The sequence below is a fragment of the Streptococcus sp. 9.1 genome, assembly GCF_016648815.1.
Classification (GTDB): domain Bacteria; phylum Bacillota; class Bacilli; order Lactobacillales; family Streptococcaceae; genus Streptococcus; species Streptococcus salivarius_E.
Window position 1 is genome coordinate 39,998 of record NZ_JACLQS010000006.1, and the last position, 19,193, is coordinate 59,190.

A 19,193-nucleotide genomic window follows, 5' to 3' on the forward strand; every position below is an offset into this window, starting at 1 on the left:
TAGTATTGAAATGGGGGAAGAGACATGTTATACGAATATCCGGCGATTTTTCACACGATTGAGGAAGGTTATCAAATTAGTTTTCCTGACTTTGGTCGTAGCATTAGGGCAGATTCTTTGCCTCTTGCCATGACGAAAGCATCTGTGTTTTTATCACATATTATAAAGGGCTATGGAGATAAGGATTTACCTGTGCCGACTGCGGTAAGTAGTATTCCTAATGAGGAAGAACTCGTCGTTTTGATTCAAACAGAGCTTGATTAAGACTAAAAAACTCTCGGAAGATCGATTACCGAGAGTTTTAGTTTTTATTGGCCACATAGACGCCCAAGACGACTAAAATTCCTGCAAAAATTTGTAGATGTGAGAAGGGCTCTCCTAAGACAATAACAGCAGCTAGAATAGATATAATTGTCGAAATCCCAATGAAGGAAGCTGTTCGGTTAACCCCGATATTGGCGATGGCAAAATTTGATAGCAAATAGCCCAGAACACTACATCCCAAGCCTTGATAAAGGATAGTGATTGTAAATTTTGGATTGGTCAAAGGAAGAAGTAAGAGTTCTTTTAAGTAGCCAGCTAGAAAGCCTTGGCTGAGTGCAAAGAGTCCAAATGTCAGGCAACCACTGGCAAGCATAAAATAGGTAATCTCAAGGCTGGTGAATTGACTTGCCCTTTCAACATCAACGCAATACAGGGCGTAGGAGATGACTGCTAGCCCTAGAATCAAGTAGCCAACAAGGGAGAAGTGAGTAGAACCGCCAGCAGCAAAGACAGCTATGATGATACCGATGAGGGTTGTGATGACACCGACCACCTGCCAACGGCTAGGCCATTCTTTTAAAATTAGGCTGGACATGATAAGGGCAACGACTGGGATACAGGCTAGGAAGGCTCCGCTTTCAGAAGCTGTCGTCATACGAATGCCAATCGTTTCGCAGATAAAATAGATAATCGGATTGAGAATGGCAATACGTGTCAGTGGTTTGAGATTTCTACCATTAATTTTTAGCCGACGTCGGCTGAATAGGAAATAGAGGTTGATAAAAAGGAAGGCGGTGACAAAGCGCCAAGAGATTAAAGCCAGGTCACTGACCTGTGCTGTAATAGATTTGGTAAAGATAAAACTGAGCCCAAAGAGAATCTCACAGGTCGCTGCAGCCAAGCATCCTAAGATAATTTTATTCTTCATTATCTCACCTCCTGAATTTGGATTTCCACGCCTATTATAGCACTTTCAGGAAGCGTTTACATCAATCTGAACCTAAAAAATAGACTAGCAGATTAGCTAGCCTATCTTATCTTATTAGTTACCAATTGAGACAGTTCCGTCTGAACCAACTTTGACATTTGTACCGTCTTGGCTATTAACTTCGACTGAGCCATCTTGACCAACTGTTGCGCTGTTACCTTCGCTATCGTTGGCTTCGACAGTATTATTGCCGTTTGTTTTTGCTGAGTTACCGTTTCCGTCGCTCACTTCAGTTGAACCGTCTTTGTTGACTTTTACTGAAGCGCTTGAATCCGTTGAAGAAGATTCTTTGGTCACCTTGCTTGATGATGGTGTTGAAGATGATGAGTCAGTTTTGTCTTTAGAGTTGCCACATGCTGCTAAGGTCAACAAGGCAAGAACTGAGACAGAGGCTAAAGTTAATTTAGAAAACATTTTCATAATAGTCTCCCTTTTTTCTTAGTAAATTTATTTTAAATGAAAAAGGAAAGATTTAAAAGCGCTTCCAGTCGTTTTTACGCAACTGTAATCCCTTGGTAATATCAGTGTTGTTACAGGCTAATCTATTGGAAAATAAGAGGTAGATTCCCTTACGCTTCTAGGAGGTTTGATAGATATTTCAAATCGTTCAGTCAGGTTGTAAGGCCTCTCTTTGTTATAATAATAGAAAACAGAATGAGGTGACATCATGTATCAAACGACAGTTAAAGGTGATAAACGATTCCATTCGCTTTCAGAGGGATATGGAGCACCGGTGGAACTTTTTGGCTACACAGAAGATGGGGAAACACCGATGAGCTTGGTCAATATTGCCTTGGCTTCCTGCGTGACCATGTGTCTACAAAGCTATTTTGCCAAGTATCAGGGGATTGAGGAGCTTGCCATTCAGGTTGATTCCAGCTATGAAGAAGGACATTTCACACTTGAGATTCAGTTACCTGAGGGTCTGATTTTGGAAAATGAGCAAGAACTCCTAGCTTTTGTGTATGATTATTGTCGAGTGAAGAAGCTTTTTCGTGAAGATATTCAGGTTGATATTAGCTTAGCCAAATAAGCTTATTATCCTTTATGAACTTCGTGTTATACTAATAGATAAAGACGTGTCATTTCACTGGGGGTGGAATGAGCAGCAATAGGAGGGCTTGCTATGCAAGACAAACTACATGAAATCCGTGTGTTTGAAAATTTTCAAGAAGAAGTATTTGAAGCTGGACATGTCGTCGTGACAACTAAGGTGGTTGAGAAGTCCCTAAATTACTTTGGTAATGCCCACGGGGGATATTTGTTTACGCTTTGTGATCAGGTTGCAGGGCTGGTGGCTATTTCAACAGGTGACTATGCAGTGACGCTTCAGTCTAATATCAATTTTCTCAAGGCAGGGCATTTGTCTGACCAACTCAAGATTGAGGGATTGTGCGTTCATAATGGCAAGACGACCAAGGTGGTGGAGGTTGTCATTACTAATCAGGAAGAGAAAATTCTTACAAGGGCTACGTTTACCATGTATGTGACAGGCTCGGTCGAGGAATAGAAAAGGAGCGTTTATGTCAGATTTTCAAACCATGGATGACTTTGCGGTCTTTGTTAATGACTACCTGACACCAGACCGATTGAAAGTTCAAGCCTATTCTTATGCGTCAGACCAGCAGGAGCTCTCTCTTCTTGTGACCATTGATGATTACGAGATGATGTGTCGTTGGCATGCTGTCTGGACTTTTTCAGGGTTACACCAGGCCTTCTTTCAGTCTGTAATGGACTTGGATAACAGCTTTTCTATTGATAGTGATAGCTTGGCTATGAAAGTACGTTTAAGGGATCAAGAGCTCTTGTTTCAAGCAAAGGGGCTTGAGATGGTGGTTGTCGATTTGCCTGAGCCCCTTTTTCGTTTAGCTGATGTGTCTTTTAACGAAGGAGGAAAGCACTTTACCTACCTTTGTGAAGACCTAAGTGTTACAGCAGAAGATTGGGTCTTGGTTCCTATAGGTTTTGGTAATGCTGAAAAAGAAGCATTTGTAGAAAGGATTTCCTATGTCCTAGCAGATGAGGTTCCAGTTGAACTGACAAAACTGAAAAAGGTGATTCAAAAGCTAGATTTAGTAACCGTTCGTTATGATGTGAAGGTTGTTCGAAAGGGATTTTTGAGTTTTTCAGGGATGGTTTTTGAGGGCGAGGAACTAGGTAAGCCAACAGACTTTCTTTGGGTACCCTTTTTGGCAGAACAAGATGATTTGGCTGTTCCTACCTATGGTATTCGGATCAATGATGGCAGTCGCAAGACTTATGTAACGGCCTTGGCTGGTGAGGATGATAGTATGGAAATGATTGCTCTTGCACCAGCTACTTATGCGGTTTTTAAACTTAGTGGGCCTGCAACAGCAGCTGTTTGGGAGAGTTTTCATTATGCTAAGAAACATTTTGAAATGATTAATCAGCCAACTGTAGAGGTTTATCCACCAGGGAATCGTCAGGCTGAAGATTATGAGATGGAAGTTTGGATTCCAATAAAGGAGGAAGTATAGATGCGTCTGGATAAGTTTTTGGTTGATTGTGGTGTTGGTAGTCGCAGTCAAGTCAAGACCTTTCTCAAAAAGAAGCAAGTGACCGTAAATGGTCAGGTGGAGACATCACCTAAGACTCAGATTGATGAGAATCAAGATCAGATTGCTTTTCAAGGTCAAGCATTAACACACGAGACCTTTGTTTACTATCTTTTAAATAAGCCTCAGGGTGTCATTTCAGCAACAGAGGATGCCCGTCACAAGACAGTGCTCGATTTACTCGATGACACAGCAAGACATAAGCAAGTTTTTCCAGTTGGTCGCTTGGATATTGACACTCATGGTCTTCTTCTATTGACCAATAATGGTGACTTAGCTCACGCCATGCTATCTCCAAAGAAACATGTGGACAAGATTTATCAAGCCAAGGTGGATGGTATCATGGATCAGGAGGATATTCTGGCTTTTGAAAAAGGGATTGAACTCAAAGACCATACTTGCCAATCAGCTAAACTAGAGATTGTATCCGTAGATAGGGCTGCTGGGACTAGCTTGGTTCAGATTACCATTGCTGAGGGGAAATTCCATCAGGTTAAGCGTATGGTAGCTGCTTGTGGTAAGGAAGTGACAGAGTTACAACGTATGAGTATGGGGCCTTTAAGTCTGCCAGATGATTTAGAACTTGGTGCTTGGCGACGTTTAACCGAGGAGGAGTTGGAAGCTTTGGCTGTTTTTGGAATTCCTTTGGCTTAAGCTAGTTAAGAGTTGCGAAATGGGCAGATTTTTGTTACTATTATTGTGAAATAATAGAAGAAAAAACGAGGTAAATTCAAGTGGCATTTGGAGATAACGGACCACGTAAGAAATCATTTTTTGAACGTCTAACAGTATTGGTCGTTTTGATTATGCTATTAGTAACAGTTGGGGCATTGATTTTCCAAGCAGTCGCAGCTGTCCTTTAAGACGCTATCAAGCGTTTTTTTGTGTCTGTCAGAAATTCTTTTATATGAGAATGTCTTGATATAGGACACATGAATCAGAAAGAGAGATATAGAGATGAGTATGTTTTTAGATACAGCCAAGATTAGTGTCAAAGCTGGTCGTGGTGGTGACGGGATGGTCGCTTTCCGTCGTGAGAAATATGTACCCAATGGCGGTCCTTGGGGCGGTGACGGTGGTAAGGGTGGCTCAGTCATTTTCAAGGTTGACGAAGGCTTGCGTACCCTTATGGATTTCCGTTATAACCGTAAATTCAAGGCTAAGAATGGCGAAAAAGGGATGAACAAGGGAATGCACGGTCGAGGTGCTGAAGACCTCATCGTTAGCATCCCGCCAGGTACGACAGTTCGTGATGCTGAGACTGGCAAAGTTATTACTGATTTGGTTGAAGATGGCCAAGAGTTTGTCATTGCTCACGGTGGACGTGGTGGTCGAGGAAATATCCGTTTTGCAACACCTCGTAACCCTGCTCCTGAAATCGCTGAAAATGGTGAACCAGGAGAAGAACGTGAACTTCAATTGGAATTGAAGATTTTGGCTGATGTTGGTTTGGTTGGTTTCCCATCCGTTGGTAAATCAACGATTCTCAGTGTGGTAACAGCAGCAAAACCAAAGATTGGTGCCTATCACTTTACGACAATCGTTCCTAACTTGGGGATGGTTCGTACGAAGTCAGGTGAGAGCTTTGCCATGGCTGACCTTCCAGGATTGATTGAGGGGGCTAGCCAGGGTGTTGGTTTGGGAACGCAGTTCCTTCGCCACATTGAGCGTACACGTGTTATCCTTCATGTGATTGATATGTCAGCGAGTGAAGGGCGTGATCCTTACGAGGATTATCTTCAAATTAACAAAGAGTTGGAAACTTACAACCTTCGCTTGATGGAACGTCCACAAATTATTGTGGCTAATAAGATGGACATGCCTGGGGCTGAGGAAAACTTGAAAGAGTTTAAGGAAAAATTGACTGCTAACTATGATGAATTTGATGAGTTGCCACAAATTTTCCCAATTTCAAGTTTGGCTCACCAAGGTTTGGAAAATCTCTTGGAAGCTACTGCAGAATTGCTTGATGAGACAGATGAATTCTTGCTTTATAGCGAAGACGATATGGAACAAGAAGAAGTGTACTACGGCTTTAACGAGGATGAACGTCCATTTGAAATTAGCCGTGACGACGATGCCTCATGGGTACTTTCTGGTGAGAAACTTGAAAAACTCTTTGTCATGACTAACATGGAACGTGACGAATCAATCATGAAATTTGCACGTCAATTGCGTGGAATGGGAGTTGATGAAGCACTTCGTGAACGTGGTGCTAAGGATGGCGACATCGTTCGTATCGGTAACTTCGAATTTGAGTTTGTGGATTGACGTTGAAAGACTCTCTAAGTGCCAAGCACTTGATAGTCTACGGCAGCCGCTATGGCGGACTGCCTATCAACCTCACTAACTGCGTAAGGTCATTGAAATATAAAAATATTGAAATAAGAGGTTTACAATGGGAGATAAACCGATATCCTTCAGGGATAAAGATGGGAACTTTGTTTCTGCGGCCGATGTTTGGAATCCAAAGAAACTTGAGGAACTCTTTACGCGCTTAAATCCTAACCGAAAACTCCGTCTTGAGCGTGAACGTTTGGCAAGGGAAGAAGCAGCAAAACACCCTGAATTAAATGAAGAAACAGAGCAAGTCTAGCACTTGCTCTGTTTTTTTCTTATCCAAATTGGTAAGCAAAAACAGTTACTCTAGCAAGAGTAACTGTTGTGATGATTAAGCGTTTAGAACCTTGTCCAAGAATTCTTTCAAACGTGGGTGTTGTGGGTTATCGAAGATTTGATCTGGCGTACCATCTTCGAGGAACTCACCGTCCGCAGTAAAGATTACTCGGTTGGCTACCTGACGGGCAAATCCCATTTCGTGAGTAACGATAATCATGGTCATACCTTGCTCTGCCAATTCTTTCATAACGTTAAGAACGTCTCCGACCATTTCAGGGTCAAGGGCAGAAGTAGGTTCGTCAAAGAGCATGATGTCAGGATTCATCGCCAAACCACGTGCAATTGCTACACGTTGTTTTTGTCCACCTGACAAGCTATCAGGTGTAGCATCGGCTTTGTCAGCAAGTCCAACACGATCAAGAAGATCCATAGCTAATTTATCAGCTTCTTCCTTGTTCATACGTCCAAGTTCAACAGGTGCAAATGTTACGTTTTCAAGGACTGTCATGTGTGGGAAGAGGTTGAAATGTTGGAAGACCATCCCGATATTTTCACGGGCTTTGTCAAGGTCTGTCTTAGGATCTGATAATTCATAGCCATCAACGACTACTTTACCAGATGTCACTGTCTCAAGTAGGTTAAGCGTACGAAGGAAGGTTGATTTACCTGAACCTGAAGGACCGATGATACATACAACGTCACCTTCGTAGAATTTGGCGTCAATGCCTTTAAGGACTTCATTGTCGCCGTATGATTTGTGCAAGTCCTGCACATCGATTTTCAATTCAGCCATTATTTAAGTCTCTTTTCTAGTCGTTTAGCCAATTTCGTTAAGCATGTGATGATGACCAAGTAAAGGATGGCCAAGATTGCATACATACGGAATGATTGGTAGTTACGAGCAATGATGATTTTACCAGTTTGGAAAAGTTCAACCAAACCGATAGCTGATACGATAGTCGTATCTTTCAATGAGATAACAAATTGGTTGATGAAGTTTGGCAACATCAAGCGGACCGCCTGTGGCAAGATGACCTTACGCATTGTTGTATTGTAAGGAACACCCAAGCTTCGGCTGGCTTCCATCTGACCAATTGGGACAGCTTCGATACCACCACGTACAATTTCGGCAATGTAAGCACCACCGTTAAGTGAAAGGGCAATTGTCGCTGCCACAAAATCATTGATTGGTGACTGGTGACCAGTGATGTTTTCAATCAAGTTAGGAATACCCCAGTAGATGAAGGCTGCAACGATCATCAATGGGATACCACGAACCACGTCAACAAAGACTTGTGAAATCACACGAAGTGTCTTGTTTGGTGCAACTGCCATCATACCGAAGATAACACCGATAATCATGGCAATAGCAAATGAAAGAAGAGTCAAACCAAGGGTAATTCCAAGACCTTGGAGAAGTTGTTTGTAGTTGTTTTTAATCAAGCCTACGATGGTTGTTTCATCGGTAGCTTTTTTTGTGCTTCCTTCTTTTGATTTGTTGCTATCGAGGTATTTATTGATAATCTTATCGTAAGTACCATCTTTCACGATAGCAGCCAAACCATTGTTGAACATTTCAATCAACTCAGGATTAGCACCTTTTTTAACAGCAAAGCCGACTTCACCAGTAGCAATACCTTCAATTGGTGTTGTAAAGTTACGCCCTTGTTGGATAGCGTATAGAAGAACGGCTTCATCATCCATAAGAGCATCGATTGAACCAGAGTTCAAGCTGTCGTACATAGTAGAAGCTTCATCGTAAGCACGAACAGTAAAGCCATATTCATCAGCGTGGTCTTCCAACCATGAGTAAGATGACGTACCATTTTTAGCTCCTACAGTCTTACCTTTGAGATCCTTGTAAGATTTAACCTTACTTCCTTTAGCTACAGCCAAACGAATGTTTGATGTGTAGTAAGGATCAGAGAAGTCAAAGATTTGTTTACGAGCATCAGTGATGGTCATACCAGCCAATACGGCATCAGCTTGGCTAGATTGTACAGCATTAAGTGATGCATCGAAACCAGGGTTTGTCAATTTGACATTGAAACCTTGGTTTTTAGCAATGGCATTGATGATATCGACATCGATACCTACATATTTACCTGAACCATTTTGGTATTCGAATGGAGCAAAAGATGAGTCCATTGAGATAGTGTAGGTTTCCTTAGCAGGAGTGGCTTTGGCGTTAGCATCACCAGTCAATTTAAGATCTGCTGAAGGTTTTGATGAAGAAGATTTTTCCGAGTCACCCAACCATTTGTTCATGATTTTGTCGTAGGTGCCGTCTTTCTTCATTTCCTTAAGAGCTTCGTTGAAGTCTTTGATAAGCTTTTCGTGTTTTCCGCCTTTTTTAACAGCGAAAGCGAAGCTACCGATAGATTCAGGCTTAATGTTGATAGCGTAGTCTTTTCCTTGACCAATAGCGTATTTAACAACTGGTGTGTCGTCCATAGCTGCGTCAACTGAACCTGAATCCAAGCTATTGTTCATCAAATCACTAGTGTCAAAAGTTTTAACTGTGAAACCATATTTGCTAGCGTTTTTATCAAGCCAAGTTTGAGCAGCGGTACCGTTTTTAACACCGACTGTTTTACCCTTCAATTGTTTGTAGTCGCTGACTTTGTCGCTGCTACGTGTATAGATAACAATTGAAGTGTCGTAATAAGTGTCTGAGAAAGTGAAGACCTTCTTACGTGCGTCGGTAACAGTCGTACCGGCCATTAGGGCGTCTGCTTGGCCTGATTGAACAGCGTTAACGGCTGCATCGAAACCAGGAAAGGTTTGGTTAACATCCCAATTTTTACGTTTGGCAACTTCGTTGATGATATCAACGTCGATACCCTTGTAGGTCTGATCAGAATCTTTGAATTCAAATGGGGCATAGGCTGTATCTGAAACGACTGAGATAGTCTCGGCAGATACCTTAGCTCCGAAAACAAAGAAAACTGACATGACACTCAAGAAGAGTGTCAGAAGTTTTTTCTTCATTATAAAAAGTTCTCCTTTATAAAATACCTTCCTATTCTATCAAAAAAAGGTCTTGTTATCAAACTTCTAGGAGTTTGATGTTAGGAAATGTAACAAGGTTCGTTAGCTATGAGAGCTATCTGAGAAGAAGTTGACAAGCTTGTGTCAATTAGTTACACTGTAATCGAATACATGTAAGATTTGTTACAGGAGCTAAAAAATGAAGAAACGTATGCTTGAGAAATATACTAGCCGATATGATAAAGTTCCAAGTTGGCTGATGATTATGCTGTCCTGTTTTATTGCCTTTGGTTATGTCCTTATCGGTGGGTTCCTGGCTGGGATTGCTGTGGGAATTCCTCTCTTTATTGTTTTTGCTTTCTTGATGCTTAATGGCAATATTCAGCTACAAGATGTCAATACAATTTCCTTTAATTTGTTCTCAACTTTATATTTCCAGTTGGGCGTCTTTGTTTTTATTGCCTTAGTTATCTTTTTCTGGGTTAAAGTTGTTGAAAAACGTCCCATTCGTACACTTGGATTTTTCAAGGGTCATATTTGGTTGAACTTGCTTAAGGGTTGGGGGCTTGGGACTCTACTCTTGTTAGTTAGTTTCTTTGGGACTTATTTACTTGGAGGGTTAGAATTTCTAAAAGTAGACTTTTCTCAGAGAACCCTCTTATATATACTATCCCTAATCCCTTTTTGGTTTATCCAAGGTGGAACCGAGGAACTGGTGACACGTGGTTGGTTACTTCAGACGGTGACTAATAAATTGAACCTTTCCTGGGGAATTGCTATTTCAAGTTCTTTCTTTTCAATATTACACTTAGGAAATCAAGGTGTTACAGCCTTGTCTCTTATCAGTATTGTTCTAGTAGGAGTTCTCACGGCGCTTTACATGCTCAAGACAGATAATATCTGGGGTGTAGCGGCTCTTCACGGTGCTTGGAACTTTGCACAAGGAAATCTAGTTGGCGTGTCAGTTAGTGGACAGAATGCAGGCGGCAGCTTATTGCACTTTCAGGCCAGGTCAGGCGTGCCTGATTGGTTGTCAGGTGGGGCCTTTGGCCTAGAAGGGAATATCGTTACCTGTCTCGTACTCCTGGTAGGTATCGTCATCCTTCGTCTACAATTGAAAAAAGAAAACTTTTAAGGCTGAGTTCAAAGACTCGGTCTTTTTACTTCTGTGTTAAAATAGAAGAAACGCTTGGAGGAGACAATATGATAGTTAAGCTTGATAGGGTCATGTTGAAATTGAAAATAGTCGTTGGCCTTATATTTTCTGTCTTGTCTTTATGGATTCTTTGTCCTGAGCTAATTAGAGGTTCTCTTCGTGATAATCCAGTCAAGCAGTTCCTTGCTGTCATTGTTTTATTTTGGCTTTTATTATCCATTGTTCACCTTATAGACGGTATCGTAAATCTCAAAGGTCATGGAAAGCTCTTGGAACTGGATGACAATTCCTTGACCTACTATGGCCAAGCATTTGGACGGAAAACTTTTGACATTCCCTTATCCGAGATTGAATTTGTCAAGAAAGCTTGGACAACACGGATGGAGGATATTGGACGCTCTTCGACAGTGAGATATTCTTTGAAACGCATCGAGCATGTCTTCGACTATGATGCCGAGGTTGATGATAAAAAGAGATATCAGGTGTTGCTTATCTTCTTCAAAAATGGTGAGACAGCTGTTACCTATGACAAAAAACTTGGTCATCAATCACGGAAGAAACGTGCCTATGTCGCTAAGATGCGAATGATTCAAATTCCGCTTACAAGTGGGGAAATCTTCTCCGACCAAGAGATGAATGATTACATAAATGAAAGGAAAAAGAATGATAGATAGAAAAGAAGACAACCAATTTCATTTGGTTTCTAAATATGAACCTTCTGGGGACCAACCTCAGGCCATCGAAACCTTGGTTGATAATATCGAAGGTGGGGAGAAGGCTCAAATCCTAAAGGGAGCGACAGGGACAGGTAAGACCTATACCATGAGTCAGGTCATCCAGCGCGTGAATAAACCAACCTTGGTTATCGCCCACAATAAAACTTTGGCAGGTCAGCTTTACGGAGAATTCAAGGAGTTTTTCCCAGACAATGCTGTAGAATACTTCGTTTCCTACTATGATTTCTATCAGCCAGAGGCCTATGTACCATCATCAGATACCTATATCGAAAAAGATAGCTCTGTAAACGATGAAATTGATAAGCTACGACACTCAGCAACGTCGGCCCTCCTTGAGCGTAATGATGTTATCGTTGTGGCTTCTGTTTCTTGTATTTACGGTTTGGGTTCGCCTAAAGAATATGCTGATTCAGCAGTTAGTCTTCGTCCAGGCCAAGAAATTTCTCGAGACAAGCTGCTAAATGACCTAGTTGATATCCAGTTTGAGCGAAACGATATTGATTTCCAACGTGGGAAATTCCGTGTGCGTGGCGATGTGGTCGAAATTTTTCCTGCCAGCCGTGATGAGCACGCCTTTCGTGTCGAATTTTTCGGTGATGAGATTGACCGCATTTGTGAGATTGAGAGTTTGACAGGACGCAATCTCGGTGAAGTCGAGCACCTTGTTCTTTTCCCGGCGACTCACTTTATGACTAATGAAGAGCATATGGAAGAGGCCATCAAGAATATTATGGAAGAGATGGAAGCTCAGGTTAAGCAATTTGAAGCTGAGGGTAAGCTCATCGAGGCTCAACGTATCCGCCAAAGGACAGAATACGATGTTGAAATGCTTCGTGAGATGGGCTACACAAATGGTGTTGAAAACTACTCACGACACATGGATGGGCGAAAAGAGGGCGAGCCACCGTTCACCTTGCTTGATTTCTTCCCAGAAGATTTCCTCATCATGATTGATGAAAGTCATATGACCATGGGTCAGATTAAGGGAATGTATAACGGAGACCAGGCCCGTAAGAAGATGTTGGTTGATTACGGTTTCCGTTTGCCATCGGCGCTTGATAACCGTCCACTTCGACGTGAAGAATTCGAGAGTCATGTGCATCAGATTGTATATGTTTCTGCTACCCCAGGTGACTATGAGATAGAACAGACCGAGACTGTGGTTGAGCAAATCATTCGTCCGACAGGACTTCTTGATCCAGAAGTCGAAGTGCGTCCAACTATGGGTCAAATGGATGACCTCCTTGGTGAAATTAATGCCCGTACTGAAAAAGGCGAGCGTGTCTTTGTAACAACTTTGACTAAGAAGATGGCTGAAGACTTGACGGACTACCTCAAGGAAATGGGTGTCAAGGTCAAATACATGCATTCTGATATTAAGACCCTAGAGCGTACGGAGATTATTCGTGACTTGCGTTTGGGTGTCTTTGATGTTCTTATTGGGATTAACCTTCTCCGTGAGGGGATTGACGTTCCTGAGGTTAGTCTGGTTGCTATTTTGGATGCTGATAAGGAAGGCTTCCTTCGTAATGAACGTGGGCTTATTCAAACGATTGGACGTGCTGCCCGAAATAGCGAAGGGCACGTTATCATGTATGCGGATAAGATTACGGAGTCTATGCAAAAAGCCATGGACGAAACAGCTCGTCGTCGTGAAATCCAGATGGCCTATAATAAGGAGCATGGCATTGTTCCACAAACGATTAAGAAAGAAATTCGTGACCTTATTTCGATTACCAAGGCTAATGAAGCAGAAGTGGCAGAGGATACTGTGGACTACAGTGCCATGAACAAGAAAGAACGCCAAGAAGCCATCAAGAAACTTCAAAAACAAATGCATGAAGCAGCAGAACTACTTGACTTTGAATTGGCGGCTCAAATCCGTGATATGGTGCTAGAACTGAAGAGTATGGATTAGAAACACTGGACGTTAGGTTGATGCTTTAGCAAGATGAACTTTCAAAAAAGGAGGCAACATTGAATTCAAGTTGGTTTAAGACAATCTGTCTTTTTATACCAGGTTTTGTTATTTCTTTTCTGATTTATGTTTATTTCCCTACCTTATTTTGAAGTGGTATATTGTTTCCGTTTGAGCTTAACTTTCTTATCTGGTTCCTCTTACTTCTTGCCCATAAGGATCAGATTGCCTATAAGCATCAGAGAAAAATTGCAGCTTTTATTGGTTTAAATTTTAACCTTATTGTATTTCTGTTGCATGCTATGGTAGGTATAAGTGATATGAATGAAGAGAATCCGCGAATTATTTTTGAGCCCTTGTGGATGATAAAAAGAGAACTTGTTTGGATACCAATATTTGGTTATATATTGTTTATGGCTTTCTATGCTTCTATTTATCTGCATTTGCGACATCGAGAGTCGATTAAAAAATAATTGTTAAGATTTTATTTGACTACTTACTAGAAAGGACTATCTATGTCACGTTCACAAGCTACTATTCTGACCAACATGTGTCTCATCGAAGATGGTCAAGGGAATATTGTCATGCAAATTCGCGATCCCAAGCGTTATTCTTGGTCGGGTGCTGCCCTACCTGGTGGTCATATTGAAGCACACGAGGGGCTAGTGGAGTCAGTTATTCGTGAGGTCAAGGAAGAAACTGGCTTGACCATTAAAAATCCTAAATTGGTTGGTATGAAGCATTGGTACACGACAGATGACGAGCGTTATCTTGTTTTCCTCTATAGAACTTCAGACTTTGAAGGAGACATTCATTCGACAGAAGAGGGAGAAGTCCGTTGGGTTGCCAGGGAGGACGTACCTAAGATGGAGCTGGCCTATGACATGCTCAACCTCCTGCGCGTGTTTGAAGAGGACCAACTCTCTGAACTTTTCTATCGTGAGCGTCTTGAAAATGACTTTATCCGAGAATTTTGGTAAGAATATGAACTATTTATTCAAATGAATGAATAGTTTTTTTGTCGTTAAAATCAGAAAGAAGAGCTTTAAATAAGTAATTTTTAGATTTTGCAATGACGATAAAATTAATAAAAATGAAAATTATAATCAATAAAAGTTCATTTTTTCATTGACAAATGCATAATAATGCATTATTATACTTACATAAGTTAATAAATATAGAAAAGAGATTGATTATGAAAACATGGAAAAAACTTTTGTTGGGATTTGCAGGAATCTTTGCTTTGACGACTTTAGCAGCTTGTTCTTCGTCGAAGGACACTTTGGAAAAGGTACAAGATAAAGGAACTTTGACAGTTGCTCTTAATCCTCACTTTGCTCCTTTTGAATTCAAGACAATCCAAAATGGTAAGGATACGATTGTTGGGGCAGATGTTGAAATTGCTAAGGCTATTGCAGATGAGCTTGGTGTAAAAGTTAAATTCTCTGAAATGTCTTTTGATAATGTCTTAGCCAATGTTCAATCTGGTAAGGCAGATATCGCCATTTCCGGAATCTCAGCTACTGAAGAACGTCAAAAAATCTTTGATTTCTCAGATACTTACTATGAGTCTGAAACGGTTCTTGTTGTCAAAAAAGATGCGACAGGAACTTACAAACAAACCGGTGATTTTGCTAAAAAATCTGTAGCCGTTCAAAAAGGTTCTATTCAAGAAAACATCGCCAAAGCAAACTTGTCAGATGCTAATGTGGTATCCTTGGCACAACCTGGTGAAGCTATCAATGAATTGAAATCTGGTCAAGTTGAAGGAGTGGTTCTTGAAAAAGCCATTGCACAAGGTTATGTAGATCAAAACAGTGATCTAGCTGTGTCAGACATTACGCTCAAGTCAGATTCAAAAGATGCCTATGCCGTCGCAATGCCTAAGGGAAGCGATAAACTAAAAGCAAAGGTTAAGAAGGTTATCGCTAAACTCAAAAAAGAAGGTAAGATTGACAGCTATGTTCAAGATGCCTATGCTCTTTCACTTAAGAGTTCTAGTAAATAAGGGGTTATTATATGAAGAAAGTTTGGTTTATCCTTACAGCTCTAGTCGCCACGTGCTTTCTAGTTGCTTGTAGCGGAAGTCAGGGAGTAAGTCCCAAAACGATTAAGGAAAAGAAGAAAATTGTCGTGGCAACAGAATCTGAATTTGCGCCTTTTGAGTTCAAATCGTTGGTTAACGGCAAAGATACGCTGGTTGGAGCAGATATCGAATTGGCCAAAGCTATCGGTGAAAAACTCGGTGTAAAGGTTGAATTTTCAGTGATGTCTTTTGATAATGTTCTTGCTAACGTGCAAAGTGGTAAAGCCGATATCGCCATTGCAGGGATTTCGGTGACAGACGAACGTAAGAAGGTTTATGATTTTTCTGACAGCTACTATACGTCAGAAAATGTAGTGATTGTCAAAAAAGACAAGGTAAATGACTACACAAGCACTGATAGTCTCGCAAAACAAACGGTCGGTACGCAAAAAGGGTCTGTCCAAGAAACCGTTGCTAAGAAACAAATCCCTAAGGCAAGTGTCGTATCACTGTCTTCAAATGGTGAAATGATTAACGAACTCAAGTCAGGTCAGCTTCAAGCAGTTGTACTTGAGAAGGCCATTGCAGAAGGTTATATCGCTCAAAATGATGATTTAACCCTTGCCAACTTTAATCTCAAGTCAGATGGCACAGATGCTTATGCCGTCGCAACACGTAAGGGTTCAGATGACTTGCTTAAAGAAATCAATGCCGTCATCAAAGAGACTAAGGACTCTGGAAAATTTGACCAATGGTTGAAAGAAGCATCAACCTACAAACAAAGTAAGTAAATTTAAAACTTCCGAGCACCTGAAAATAGTAAATTTCAGGTGCTTTTATCACGGTGGAAGGTTTCGTTTGACACTCGCTTTGCCCACTAAAGAGAGTCTCAAAAATAGTCTTAAATCTAAAATGGGGCAATCCCCCATTTTTTATTGAATTCTCTGTTAAAAACAGTTATTATCAAAGTAGGTAAGTCTGTCAAAATAGACAAATGACATCGTATAGAGTGCTTAAGAAAAGCAAGGAGAAACTATGAAGCTACCACGTTTTGGTGTTGAAGAATGGCTTAATGTCCATGAAAAATCTGCCATATATGATATCGCAGGAGTTTCAATTAAGGCCCTCACAATGGAAGAATTATTTGACCTATCAGGCCTTGATAAGGACGCCTTTTTTGCCCAACTACTAAAGAAAAAGATGGATTACGGCTGGATTGAGGGGTCACCAGAGTTCAAGACTCAAGTGGCTAGCTTATACAAGAACATGCCGGTTGATAATATCCTCCAAACCAATGGGGCTACAGGAGCGACGATGCTAGCTCTTTACGCTCTTATTGAGCCTGACGACCATGTCATTTCCATGTATCCGACCTATCAACAGCTCTATGACATTCCTAAGTCGCTAGGGGCAGACGTGGATCTCTGGGAGGTTGAAGAGGACAAGGGCTGGTTGCCTGATTTGGATCAACTCCGTCGTCTGATTCGCCCTAATACCAAGATGATCTGTATTAACAACGCCAACAATCCTACCGGTGCCCTTATGGACGCTGCTTACCTCGAGGAGCTGGTGGCTATCGCTAAAGAAGTAGACGCCTATATCTTCTCAGATGAGGTCTATCTCAGTTTTGACCAGCCTACGCCTTCTATTGTGGATTTGTATGAAAGGGGCATTGCCGTCAATAGTCTGTCAAAGACCTATTCGATTCCTGGTATTCGAGTTGGTTGGGTAGCTTCTAATACTGAGGTGGCAGACATTCTGCGGGACTACCGCGATTACACAATGATTTGTGCAGGTGTCTTCGACGATATGGTGGCTACCCTTGTTTTAGAAAATAAAGAAGCCATCTTGGAACGTAATCGTCAGATTGTAGAGGAAAATCTAGCTCTTATGGACGTGTGGATTGCCAAAGAGCCTAAGGCTAGCTGGATTCGTCCTGCCAGTGTGTCAACTTCCTTCGTCAAATTAGATGTTGACCGTCCCATTGAAGAGTTCGCCTTAGAGCTTCTTCAGGAGTACGGTGTGCTTGTGGTTCCAGGTAACCGTTTTGACAAGGAGTCGCATGTCCGCATTGGTTATTGTTGCGATAAGGAGGTCCTTCAAAAGGGCTTGGAAAAACTGTCGCAATTTCTTAATAAATGTTGACAATGCTACTAATTTTAAGTAAAATAACAAGCGAAAAATTATATTTATACAGGAGTTTCTTATGAAAATGAAAAAACTATTCCTCGGAGCTATGGCTCTCCTTGCTGCTGTTACTTTGGTGGCATGTGGGTCAAAAAAAGACGCTTACGAATCTATTAAAGAAAATAAAAAACTTGTCGTAGCTGTTAGCCCTGACTATGCACCATTTGAGTTCAAAACATTGGTAGACGGTAAAGACCAAGTTGTCGGGTCAGACATCAAGTTGGCACAAGCTATTGCTGATGAACTTGGAGTTAAACTCGAAGTGACAACTATGAGCTTTGACAATGTCCTTTCTAGCCTTCAATCAGGTAAGGCTGATCTTGCTATCTCAGGTATCTCAGTAACAGCCGAACGTAAGAAAACCTTTGATTTCTCAGATCCTTACTACGAAACACAAAATGCTATCATCGTTCGCAAAGATCAAGAGTCTACTTACTCAAGTCTTGATGCTTTCAAAGGTAAGAAAGTAGCAGTTCAAAAAGGTACCATTGAAGAAGGCCTTGCTAAGAAACAATTGAAAGATTCAACAGTCGTATCACTTACAGCAATGGGTGAGGCGATTAACGAGGTGAAATCTGGCCAAGTTGATGCTGTTGACCTTGAAAAACCAGTAGCAGAAGGTTACGTGGCACAAAATTCAGATTTGGCTTTGGCAAGCGTTGCCCTCAAAGTTGATGATGGCGATGCAAAAGCAGTCGCTATGGCTAAAGGCAACGAAAGATTGAAAGAAGTAGTCAACAAAGTCGTCAAGAAATTGAAAGCAGATGGTACTTACGACGAGTACATCAAGGATGCTTCTAAATACACAGCAGTTGAATAAATCAGTAGCTAGGGGAGATGCCTCCTCTAGTTTTTGTATAGGAAAAAACTTGGATAGTTTTAGTAGACTTAGAAGTCAACTGTAATAGCAAAAATTCCTAAACTTAAAATATATTTCTTGACAGAAAAAGACGAGTCTTGTATACTTGAATAGAACGTGTAAAATGTTACATTATCTTGAGGAGGTGAATTCAATGTCAAAAACAGTAGTACGTAAAAACGAATCACTTGACGACGCTCTTCGTCGTTTCAAACGTTCTGTGACTAAAGCTGGTACTCTTCAAGAGGCTCGTAAACGTGAACATTACGAAAAACCTTCTGTAAAACGTAAACGTAAATCAGAGGCAGCTCGCAAACGTAAAAAATTCTAATTAAGAATGAAATTAACAGAAAAAACTTGAGTCTTCTCAAGTTTTTTTCTTTTCATCGAATAAATAAGTCAGTTAGTAGTCCTGAGATACAAAAAATAAGACGTCTGAGATTTCAGACGTCTTAAGTTTCATATGTCTTTAGTTGAACAAATAAAGATTATTTGTTTGCAAGAAGATCGCGGATTTCAGTAAGCAATTCTTCTTGTGATGGACCTGCTGCTTCAGCAGCATCCTCAGCTTCTTTTTTGCTAAGAGCAGTTGCTTTGCTAGCAGCTTTAACAACGAAGAAGAGAGTAGTACCAACGATGATGAAGTTGATAACTGCGCTCAAGAAGCTACCGTATGCGATACCGTTCCATGACAATTTAGAGAGGTTTTCAACGTTAGCGGCCTTAACAACTGGGTTAAGGATAAGTGGTGTGATGATATCACCAACAAGTGAAGTGATGATAGCGTTGAAAGCAGCCCCCATAACAACGGCTACAGCAAGATCAAGGACATTACCCTTGAACAAAAAGTCTTTAAGTTCTTTAATCATTTT

General features: G+C 41.1%; 22 protein-coding genes. 17 read left to right on the forward strand and 5 right to left on the reverse strand.

Annotation, left to right across the window (positions count from 1 at the left end; translation table 11 throughout):
* Positions 1–24 precede the first annotated feature (24 nt).
* Complete coding sequence (locus H7T93_RS05745; protein ID WP_037602882.1) at positions 25–264, forward strand: hypothetical protein; 240 nt, start codon at positions 25–27, stop codon at positions 262–264.
* Between the two features lie 37 nt (positions 265–301).
* On the opposite strand, the gene H7T93_RS05750 is transcribed toward H7T93_RS05745, so the two are convergent.
* Both H7T93_RS05750 and H7T93_RS05755 read right to left on the reverse strand, forming a co-directional pair.
* Positions 302–1,192 carry a DMT family transporter gene (locus tag H7T93_RS05750; RefSeq protein WP_201041676.1) on the reverse strand — a complete coding sequence of 297 codons (891 nt, stop codon included), beginning with the start codon at positions 1,190–1,192 and terminating at the stop codon, positions 302–304.
* A 114-nt stretch (positions 1,193–1,306) separates the two neighbouring features.
* Complete coding sequence (locus H7T93_RS05755; protein ID WP_201041677.1) at positions 1,307–1,672, reverse strand: histidine kinase; 366 nt, start codon at positions 1,670–1,672, stop codon at positions 1,307–1,309.
* Positions 1,673–1,919: 247 nt separating this feature from the next.
* Here H7T93_RS05755 and H7T93_RS05760 point away from each other — a divergent pair, with 247 nt between their 5' ends.
* From H7T93_RS05760 to H7T93_RS05790, 7 genes are all read left to right on the forward strand, one after another.
* Positions 1,920–2,285, forward strand: coding sequence for an OsmC family protein (locus tag H7T93_RS05760; protein ID WP_201041678.1), 366 nt, complete (start codon positions 1,920–1,922; stop codon positions 2,283–2,285).
* A 93-nt stretch (positions 2,286–2,378) separates the two neighbouring features.
* On the forward strand, positions 2,379–2,762 hold the full coding sequence (locus H7T93_RS05765) for a PaaI family thioesterase (RefSeq protein WP_183139864.1): 384 nt from the start codon (positions 2,379–2,381) through the stop codon (positions 2,760–2,762).
* Positions 2,763–2,775: 13 nt separating this feature from the next.
* Entirely contained in the window at positions 2,776–3,750 is a 975-nt protein-coding gene (locus tag H7T93_RS05770) for an effector binding domain-containing protein (RefSeq protein WP_201041679.1), read from the forward strand.
* A complete protein-coding gene (locus H7T93_RS05775; protein ID WP_201041680.1) occupies positions 3,751–4,482 on the forward strand; it encodes a pseudouridine synthase in 732 nt (243 codons plus the stop codon).
* A gap of 80 nt (positions 4,483–4,562) precedes the next feature.
* Entirely contained in the window at positions 4,563–4,691 is a 129-nt protein-coding gene (locus H7T93_RS05780; RefSeq protein WP_002884629.1) for a DUF4044 domain-containing protein, read from the forward strand.
* A gap of 94 nt (positions 4,692–4,785) precedes the next feature.
* Positions 4,786–6,099, forward strand: a complete 1,314-nt coding sequence (gene obgE / locus H7T93_RS05785) for a GTPase ObgE (protein WP_201041681.1) — start codon at positions 4,786–4,788, stop codon at positions 6,097–6,099.
* 127 nt (positions 6,100–6,226) lie between these two features.
* Positions 6,227–6,424, forward strand: coding sequence for a hypothetical protein (locus tag H7T93_RS05790; protein WP_002884415.1), 198 nt, complete (start codon positions 6,227–6,229; stop codon positions 6,422–6,424).
* Between the two features lie 75 nt (positions 6,425–6,499).
* Here the strand turns inward: H7T93_RS05790 and H7T93_RS05795 are convergent, their stop codons facing one another.
* Positions 6,500–7,240, reverse strand: a complete 741-nt coding sequence (locus tag H7T93_RS05795) for an amino acid ABC transporter ATP-binding protein (RefSeq protein ID WP_037601657.1) — start codon at positions 7,238–7,240, stop codon at positions 6,500–6,502.
* A complete protein-coding gene (locus H7T93_RS05800; protein ID WP_201041682.1) occupies positions 7,240–9,438 on the reverse strand; it encodes an ABC transporter substrate-binding protein/permease in 2,199 nt (732 codons plus the stop codon). The genes H7T93_RS05795 and H7T93_RS05800 overlap by 1 nt, the downstream gene beginning before the upstream one ends.
* Before the next feature lie 199 nt (positions 9,439–9,637).
* Here H7T93_RS05800 and H7T93_RS05805 point away from each other — a divergent pair, with 199 nt between their 5' ends.
* From H7T93_RS05805 to rpsU, 9 genes are all read left to right on the forward strand, one after another.
* Entirely contained in the window at positions 9,638–10,573 is a 936-nt protein-coding gene (locus H7T93_RS05805; RefSeq protein ID WP_201041683.1) for a CPBP family intramembrane glutamic endopeptidase, read from the forward strand.
* Positions 10,574–10,641: 68 nt separating this feature from the next.
* The gene (locus H7T93_RS05810; RefSeq protein ID WP_021143782.1) at positions 10,642–11,268 is read left to right on the forward strand and encodes a hypothetical protein; all 627 of its coding nucleotides are present in this window, start codon (positions 10,642–10,644) and stop codon (positions 11,266–11,268) included.
* Positions 11,258–13,249 (forward strand): excinuclease ABC subunit UvrB, encoded by a 1,992-nt coding sequence (gene uvrB / locus H7T93_RS05815; RefSeq protein WP_201041684.1) that lies wholly within the window; start codon positions 11,258–11,260, stop codon positions 13,247–13,249. Before H7T93_RS05810 ends, uvrB begins: the two co-directional genes overlap by 11 nt.
* A 515-nt stretch (positions 13,250–13,764) precedes the next feature.
* Positions 13,765–14,229, forward strand: coding sequence for an 8-oxo-dGTP diphosphatase (locus tag H7T93_RS05820; RefSeq protein WP_021143784.1), 465 nt, complete (start codon positions 13,765–13,767; stop codon positions 14,227–14,229).
* A gap of 215 nt (positions 14,230–14,444) precedes the next feature.
* On the forward strand, positions 14,445–15,257 hold the full coding sequence (locus H7T93_RS05825; RefSeq protein ID WP_201041685.1) for a transporter substrate-binding domain-containing protein: 813 nt from the start codon (positions 14,445–14,447) through the stop codon (positions 15,255–15,257).
* Between the two features lie 11 nt (positions 15,258–15,268).
* A complete protein-coding gene (locus tag H7T93_RS05830) occupies positions 15,269–16,066 on the forward strand; it encodes a transporter substrate-binding domain-containing protein (RefSeq protein WP_037601673.1) in 798 nt (265 codons plus the stop codon).
* Positions 16,067–16,310: 244 nt separating this feature from the next.
* The gene (locus H7T93_RS05835; protein WP_070476731.1) at positions 16,311–17,420 is read left to right on the forward strand and encodes an aminotransferase; all 1,110 of its coding nucleotides are present in this window, start codon (positions 16,311–16,313) and stop codon (positions 17,418–17,420) included.
* Between the two features lie 67 nt (positions 17,421–17,487).
* A complete protein-coding gene (locus tag H7T93_RS05840; protein WP_049545253.1) occupies positions 17,488–18,282 on the forward strand; it encodes a transporter substrate-binding domain-containing protein in 795 nt (264 codons plus the stop codon).
* Positions 18,283–18,475: 193 nt separating this feature from the next.
* On the forward strand, positions 18,476–18,652 hold the full coding sequence (gene rpsU / locus H7T93_RS05845; protein ID WP_002884573.1) for a 30S ribosomal protein S21: 177 nt from the start codon (positions 18,476–18,478) through the stop codon (positions 18,650–18,652).
* A 157-nt stretch (positions 18,653–18,809) separates the two neighbouring features.
* Here rpsU and mscL read toward each other — a convergent pair whose 3' ends face one another.
* Positions 18,810–19,190, reverse strand: a complete 381-nt coding sequence (gene mscL, locus H7T93_RS05850; RefSeq protein ID WP_037601679.1) for a large conductance mechanosensitive channel protein MscL — start codon at positions 19,188–19,190, stop codon at positions 18,810–18,812.
* Positions 19,191–19,193 lie beyond the last annotated feature (3 nt).

Bases quoted from the DNA above. Each gene is read 5' to 3' on its own strand.
- H7T93_RS05745 (WP_037602882.1), top strand. From the start codon at position 25: ATGTTATACGAATATCCGGCGATTTTTCACACGATTGAGGAAGGTTAT.
- H7T93_RS05750 (WP_201041676.1), bottom strand. From the start codon at position 1,192: ATGAAGAATAAAATTATCTTAGGATGCTTGGCTGCAGCGACCTGTGAG.
- H7T93_RS05755 (WP_201041677.1), bottom strand. From the start codon at position 1,672: ATGAAAATGTTTTCTAAATTAACTTTAGCCTCTGTCTCAGTTCTTGCC.
- H7T93_RS05760 (WP_201041678.1), top strand. From the start codon at position 1,920: ATGTATCAAACGACAGTTAAAGGTGATAAACGATTCCATTCGCTTTCA.
- H7T93_RS05765 (WP_183139864.1), top strand. From the start codon at position 2,379: ATGCAAGACAAACTACATGAAATCCGTGTGTTTGAAAATTTTCAAGAA.
- H7T93_RS05770 (WP_201041679.1), top strand. From the start codon at position 2,776: ATGTCAGATTTTCAAACCATGGATGACTTTGCGGTCTTTGTTAATGAC.
- H7T93_RS05775 (WP_201041680.1), top strand. From the start codon at position 3,751: ATGCGTCTGGATAAGTTTTTGGTTGATTGTGGTGTTGGTAGTCGCAGT.
- obgE (WP_201041681.1), top strand. From the start codon at position 4,786: ATGAGTATGTTTTTAGATACAGCCAAGATTAGTGTCAAAGCTGGTCGT.
- H7T93_RS05790 (WP_002884415.1), top strand. From the start codon at position 6,227: ATGGGAGATAAACCGATATCCTTCAGGGATAAAGATGGGAACTTTGTT.
- H7T93_RS05795 (WP_037601657.1), bottom strand. From the start codon at position 7,240: ATGGCTGAATTGAAAATCGATGTGCAGGACTTGCACAAATCATACGGC.
- H7T93_RS05800 (WP_201041682.1), bottom strand. From the start codon at position 9,438: ATGAAGAAAAAACTTCTGACACTCTTCTTGAGTGTCATGTCAGTTTTC.
- H7T93_RS05805 (WP_201041683.1), top strand. From the start codon at position 9,638: ATGAAGAAACGTATGCTTGAGAAATATACTAGCCGATATGATAAAGTT.
- H7T93_RS05810 (WP_021143782.1), top strand. From the start codon at position 10,642: ATGATAGTTAAGCTTGATAGGGTCATGTTGAAATTGAAAATAGTCGTT.
- uvrB (WP_201041684.1), top strand. From the start codon at position 11,258: ATGATAGATAGAAAAGAAGACAACCAATTTCATTTGGTTTCTAAATAT.
- H7T93_RS05820 (WP_021143784.1), top strand. From the start codon at position 13,765: ATGTCACGTTCACAAGCTACTATTCTGACCAACATGTGTCTCATCGAA.
- H7T93_RS05825 (WP_201041685.1), top strand. From the start codon at position 14,445: ATGAAAACATGGAAAAAACTTTTGTTGGGATTTGCAGGAATCTTTGCT.
- H7T93_RS05830 (WP_037601673.1), top strand. From the start codon at position 15,269: ATGAAGAAAGTTTGGTTTATCCTTACAGCTCTAGTCGCCACGTGCTTT.
- H7T93_RS05835 (WP_070476731.1), top strand. From the start codon at position 16,311: ATGAAGCTACCACGTTTTGGTGTTGAAGAATGGCTTAATGTCCATGAA.
- H7T93_RS05840 (WP_049545253.1), top strand. From the start codon at position 17,488: ATGAAAAAACTATTCCTCGGAGCTATGGCTCTCCTTGCTGCTGTTACT.
- rpsU (WP_002884573.1), top strand. From the start codon at position 18,476: ATGTCAAAAACAGTAGTACGTAAAAACGAATCACTTGACGACGCTCTT.
- mscL (WP_037601679.1), bottom strand. From the start codon at position 19,190: ATGATTAAAGAACTTAAAGACTTTTTGTTCAAGGGTAATGTCCTTGAT.